Annotated in this window: 4 protein-coding genes and 1 pseudogene; 4 read left to right on the top strand and 1 reads right to left on the bottom strand. The window is 67.3% G+C overall.

Annotation, left to right across the window (positions count from 1 at the left end; genetic code table 11):
- Together Q8M88_RS13355 and Q8M88_RS13360 are read left to right on the top strand one after the other, a co-directional pair.
- Positions 1–545, top strand: a 545-nt coding sequence (locus Q8M88_RS13355) for an acyl-CoA dehydrogenase family protein (protein ID WP_305597649.1), incomplete at its 5' end; no start/stop codon positions are given.
- Positions 546–586: 41 nt separating this feature from the next.
- Positions 587–1,750, top strand: a complete 1,164-nt coding sequence (locus tag Q8M88_RS13360; RefSeq protein ID WP_305597650.1) for an acyl-CoA dehydrogenase family protein — start codon at positions 587–589, stop codon at positions 1,748–1,750.
- A 66-nt stretch (positions 1,751–1,816) separates the two neighbouring features.
- On the opposite strand, the gene Q8M88_RS13365 is transcribed toward Q8M88_RS13360, so the two are convergent.
- Positions 1,817–3,388, bottom strand: a complete 1,572-nt coding sequence (locus Q8M88_RS13365; RefSeq protein ID WP_305597651.1) for a benzoate-CoA ligase family protein — start codon at positions 3,386–3,388, stop codon at positions 1,817–1,819.
- Positions 3,389–3,509: 121 nt separating this feature from the next.
- Here Q8M88_RS13365 and Q8M88_RS13370 point away from each other — a divergent pair, with 121 nt between their 5' ends.
- Together Q8M88_RS13370 and Q8M88_RS13375 are read left to right on the top strand one after the other, a co-directional pair.
- Positions 3,510–4,385: a helix-turn-helix transcriptional regulator gene (locus tag Q8M88_RS13370; protein ID WP_305597652.1), complete on the top strand. Its 876-nt coding sequence runs from the start codon at positions 3,510–3,512 to the stop codon at positions 4,383–4,385.
- Between the two features lie 92 nt (positions 4,386–4,477).
- Positions 4,478–4,778 (top strand): annotated as a pseudogene (locus Q8M88_RS13375) (benzoyl-CoA-dihydrodiol lyase); the annotation flags it as partial.

Here is a 4,778-nt window from a genome sequence, read left to right on the forward strand (position 1 = left end):
TGCCGCGGGACGCCTCGGGCGTTAAGGTCGAAGCGCCGAAGGGCACGCTCGGCCTGCGCGCGCTCGAGCTCGCCGAAGTGAGCTTCGACGGCGTCAAGGTTCCCGCCTCGATGCGCCTCGGCGAAGGCAACGGCGCGGACATCCAGAAGATCGTCGACAGCGCCCGGGTTGGCCTGGCCTCGATCATGGCGGGCCTCAGCCGCGGCGTCCTCGAATACGTCGTTCCCTACACCAAGGAACGCATCGTGCATGGCACTCCGCTCGCGCAGAAGCAGAAGGTCGCCTTCGACATCGCCGACATGAAGATCGATGTCGACGCGATGCGCTGGATGAACTGGAAGGCCGCTTGGGAGCTGGAAAGCAAGCTTCCCGCCACCCGCACCGCCCAACTGGCCTACACCTACGCCAGCCAGCAGACGATGCAGATCGCCGACAACGGCCTGCAGGCGTTCGGCGGCCACGGCTTCGTCAAGGCTCACCCGATCGAGATGTGGTATCGCAACGCCCGCTCGCTGTCCGTTCTCGAGGGCGTGGCCGGCGTCTGAGCCGCACGCTTCGCATCCCCACATTTCGAGAGGAAACCGACATGGTTGATTTCAGCCTCACCGAAGGCGACCAACGCTTTCTGGACCTGATCCAAGAAGAGTACGAGCTGGGCCGCAAGTTCGCCCGCGAAGTCGATCGCGAGGCCGAGCACAAGCCGCCGGTGGTCAAGACCCTGCACCCCGCGCTGGAAGGCAAGCCCGATCCCTACCAGCTGCTGCACGAGAGCGACGAAGGCACCAGCGGCGAGATCATGGTCGACGCCCTGATGCACATGGTCAGCGCCAAGGACTTGGACATGCGGCCCGAGGGACTGGGCTTCGGCTCGATGGTGCTCGAGGACTTCGGCACGGACGAACAGAAGGCCAAGTTCGGCCACCTGCGCCTGGCCATCGGCCTGACCGAGCCGGGCGCCGGCTCCGACCCTGGCAACATGGCGTCGACGTGGCGCTATGACGCGGCGACCGACGAATACGTCCTGAACGGCGAGAAGGTGTTCATCTCGGCCATCAACAAGCTGGACGGCGCAGTCACCCTGCTGCGCGGCGTGCCTGACGAACAGGGCCGGCGGCTCTTCAGCTCCTTCATCATCACGAAGGACATGAAGGGCTTCCACGAGATGCAGCAGTTCCAGAAGCTCGGCATGCACCAGTTCGACATCGCCGGCTTCACGATGGACGACATCCGGGTTCCGGCCATCAACCGCCTGGAGGCCGATTTCGGCCGCACGATGAGCCGCTTCAACCACAACCGCCCGCTGGTCGCGGCCGGCGCGCTGGGCCTGTGCCGTTCGATGCTGGACTTCACCAAGGCGAAGCTGGCCGAAGGCGGCATCGAAGTCGACTATGCGCGCGGCGTGAAGGCGCGCAGCGCGGCCGAAGACAAGATCATCCGCATGGAAGCGCTTTGGGAAGCGGCCTGGGGCACGATCATGGAAGTGAAGTGGAAGCAGACCCAGCTGGGCACCACCTCGCTCGGCTATCGCACCGAAGCCTCGATGGCCAAGGCCATCGGCGGCAAGGCGGCGCGCCAGATCACCCAGGGTTGCCTGGAGCTGCTCGGCCCGGAAGGCCTCTCTGAGGACTACCTGGCCGAAAAGTGGTTCCGCGATGCGCGTATCGCCGACATCTATGAGGGCGCCGGCGAGATCCAGCGCATCCTCGTGGCCCGCGACGTGCTGGGCTACAAGAAGGGTGAGCTGAACTAGGCGCCCTTTTACGACGTGCACATCGACGGCTCCCCAAGCAATTTGGGGAGCCGCTTTCGTCTGTGGTCAGGTCGACGCCTCGGACCCCGTCGCGGCCTCGGCTTCGCGCAGCATGTGGCGGCGGATCTTGCCGGTTGCGGTCTTCGGCAACTGATCGGTGAATTGGATCAGCCGAGGATACTTGTAGGGCGCGAGCCTAGCCTTGGCGTGCGCCTGCAGCTCAGCTTCCAGCGACGCGCCGGCGGCATGGCCGGGCTTGAGCACCACGAAGGCCTTGGTGCGCGTCAGGCCGTGGGCGTCCGGCACGCCGATCACCGCGGCCTCCAGCACCGCGGGGTGGCCCAGCAGGGCGTTCTCGACTTCGCCGCGAGACACCCAGTTGCCGCTGACCTTGAGCATGTCGTCGGCCCGTCCGCAGTGGGTGAGGAAGCCGTCGGCGTCCATGGTGAACTTGTCGCCTGTGCGCATCCAGCCGTCGACGAAGGTGGCGTCGGTCTTCTGCGGGTTGTTCCAGTAGTAGGACGCGCAAGTGGGGCCCCGCACAAACAGCTCGCCGACCTCGCCCGGTCCGACGCTGTCGCCAGCGTCATCGACCACGCGGACCTCATAGCCCGGGACCGCCTGGCCAGTGGTCCCATAGCGCACCGCGCCCGGCCGGTTGGAGACGTAGATGTGCAGCATCTCCGTCGAGCCGATGCCGTCGACGATCTCCACCCCGGTGCGCGCTTCCCACGCCTCGCCCAGTTCCTGGGGCAGGGCTTCGCCTGCCGAGAGGCAGACGCGCAGGCTGGAACTTCGCCCAGGCGCGTGCGGAGAGGCGAGCAGGCCGGCATAAAGCGTCGGGACGCCGCAGAAGACGGTGACGTCCTGCTCGGCCACGGCTCGGCCGACCACCTCCGGCGTCACCCGCTCGGCGCGCAGCACGGTGGTCGCGCCCGCCGCCATCGGGAAGGTGAGGGCGTTGCCGAGCCCGTAGGCGAAGAACAGCTTGGCGGCGGAATAGACCACGTCGTCCGCGCGCATCCCGAACACCTGGCGGGCGAACAGGTCTGCCGTGAGCATCAGGCTTTCGTGCCGATGGACGGCGCCCTTGGGCCGGCCAGTGGAGCCGGACGAATAGAGCCAGAACGCTTCGGCCTGCGGCGTGGTCAGGTGCGGCTCGAGCGGTGCGGTGGTCGGAGCGAAGTCGTGGAGTCCGACCTCGCCGGGCAGCGCGCCGTCCCCTGCGATCACCAGCCGGCCCGTCCAGCCGGCCTGCGCGGCAGCGGCGCGGAACTGATCGGCAAGCGATGGCGAGACCACGGCCGCCCGCGCGCCGCTGTCGGCGAGGATGTAGGCGTAGTCGGCGACAGGGAATAGGGTGTTGAGCGGGATCGGGATCAGTCCGGCCTTCATCGCGCCGAGGAAGCAGGCGACGAAATCCACACCGTCGAGCAAGCCCAGCGCCACCCGGTCGCCAGGTGCGAAGCCAAGGCCCAGCAGGCCCGCGCCGCAGCGGTCGGCGCGCCCAGCCGTCTCGGCGTAGCTGTAGCGGCCCGCGTCGTCGATGATGGCGATCTTGGCAGGGTTCGCGCGCAGATTGCGCTCGATAAGGTCCACGGCGGCGTTGTAGCCGCCCGCGCTGGACGCATGGTCCATGGCCTTCCTCCCTTGCGCCGTTGTCTGTTCATCCGGGGACGGCGCGCCCAGGCGGAAATGCAGTTTATTGCCTGTTGCGCGATATGGTACATGAACGTCGCACAGGAGCGAGACTGAAAGCATGGCGTCCAACCCTGACTTCGGCGCCGGCCCTTCGGCTTACCTTGAGGGACTGGGCGAACGGGTCCGCGGCGCGCGCCTGCTGGCGGGCCTGTCGCGAAAGGCGCTGGCCCAGCGCTCGGACGTCTCCGAGCGATATCTTGCGCAGCTCGAGCACGGTCAGGGCAACATCTCGATCCTTTTGCTGCGCCAACTGGCCGACGCCCTGCAGATCCCGGTCGAGCGTCTGGTGTCGGACCGCGCCGAGCCGGTCGACGCACTGTCGAGCACACTCGATCTGCTGCGCTCGCTTGGCCCCGAGCAGCTCGACCAGGCGCGGCAGTCGCTGCTGCGCCAGTTCGGCCGCGCCGATCCGCAGGCGCGCCGCGCCCGCATCGCGCTGGTGGGCCTGCGCGGCGCGGGCAAGTCGTCGTTAGGCGCCTCGCTCGCCCAGCGCCGGGGCGTGGCGTTCATTGAACTTGACCGTGAGATCGAACGCGAAAGCGGCCTGTCCCTCAGCGCCATCTTCGACCTCTACGGCCCCGAAGGCTTCCGCCGCCTGGAGCGCGCCAGTCTCGACCGGGTGCTGGAGCGCGACACCCAGGCGGTGATCGCCACCGGCGGCGGCATCGTGTCGGAGCCGGCGACATTCGAGCGCCTGCTCAGCACGTGCTTCACCGTCTGGATCAAGGCCTCGCCGCGCGAGCACATGGACCGGGTGCTGGCCCAGGGCGACACCCGGCCGATGTCCAACACCCCGGAAGCGATGGCCGACCTCGAGGCGATCCTGCGGCGGCGCGAGGGGCTCTATGCGCGGGCCGATGCGATGGTGGACACCGCGGGCCGAACTCAGGAAGCGAGCCTGGAAGACCTGAACACGGCCGTGCAAGCGTCCTAGGCTTAGGCGTCGATATGCATTATAACGACGGTTGAGCGAGATAGATGCATTATAATGCGCGACGCCAATCGAATGGGAAGGAAGCCACCCCCTTGATCACCTTTGATCGGCGACCGGAAGATTACCGGCACTGGAAGCTTGCGGTGGACGGCCGCCTGGCCACGCTGACGCTGGACGTCGACGAGGATGCGGGCCTGGCGCCCGGCTACAAGCTGAAGCTCAATTCCTACGACCTCGGCGTCGACATCGAGCTGCACGACGCGCTGCAGCGCATTCGCTTCGAGCATCCGCAGGCGGCCTGCGTGGTCCTGGCCAGCGGCAAGGACCGCATGTTCTGCGCCGGGGCCAATATCTACATGCTGGGGGCGTCCAGCCATCAGTGGAAGGTGAACT

It is taken from the genome of Phenylobacterium sp. (genome assembly GCF_030693805.1).
Lineage (GTDB): Bacteria > Pseudomonadota > Alphaproteobacteria > Caulobacterales > Caulobacteraceae > Phenylobacterium.